Origin of the sequence: Haloferax profundi (genome assembly GCF_001469865.1) — an archaeon.
Taxonomy (GTDB): Archaea; Halobacteriota; Halobacteria; order Halobacteriales; family Haloferacaceae; genus Haloferax; species Haloferax profundi.
The window spans coordinates 1-841 of record NZ_LOPV01000422.1; the positions used below are offsets into that span (position 1 = coordinate 1).

Sequence of the window (841 nt, forward strand, 5' to 3'; positions counted from 1 at the left end):
ACGGTCGACGAGCGTGGCAAACCGGTCGTCGGTGTGTAGGTCGAGACCCAGCGCAGTACAGAGGGCTTCCCACTGTCTCTCGCCGGATGGTCCGATGAAGACCCACTCCTCGTCACTAGTCTTGAACACGTCGTATGGTGCCCAATTCGGATGTGACGCACCCATTGGCCCGGGGACATCGTCGTAGGCTTCAGTGTATGCAAGCCAGTAGCCCATCATCGAAACAGTCGATTCGAACAGTGGTGCAGTGACTTTCGAGCCGATACCGGTCTGATTGCGGCGATACAGCGCTCCAAGAACCCCGATAGCACCGTAGAACGATGCAGCCATGTCTGCGATACTCGTCCCAGAGCGAACAGGGGGCATATCTTCGTGTCCAGTGACACTCATCATCCCCGAAAGTGCCTCGGCGATCGGGTCGAGAGCAGGGTACGACTCGTATGGGCCTGGATTGAATCCCTTGATGGAGCAGTAGACGAGTCCAGGGTACGTCTGTTTCAAGCTCTCGTAGCCGATTCCCAGACGCTCTGCGGTTCCTGGTGCATAGTTCTCGACGAGGACGTCCGTTTCTTCGAGGAGATCAAAGAAAGCCTCGAGCGCCGCGTCTGATTTGAGGTTGAGCGTGATGCTGCGTTTGTCTCGATTGACGTAGTTGAACGAACTGTTTCCGACGGGTGACGACCCACGGATGAGGTCACCGCCGTTAGGGTGTTCGACTTTGATGACGTCTGCGCCAAGGTCAGCGAGAATCATCGAACAGAATGGCCCAGCAATGATGTGCCCAAGTTCGAGTACTCGAACGCCATCTAGCGGGAGGTGTTGTGTAGCAGTGTCCGCTGTC

The 841-nt window shown here is 56.5% G+C and carries 1 protein-coding gene; it reads right to left on the reverse strand.

Translation table 11 applies throughout. The features are described from left to right. The coding region (locus AUR66_RS14305) for a CaiB/BaiF CoA transferase family protein (protein ID WP_058572958.1) at positions 1-841 on the reverse strand (841 nt) is incomplete at both ends.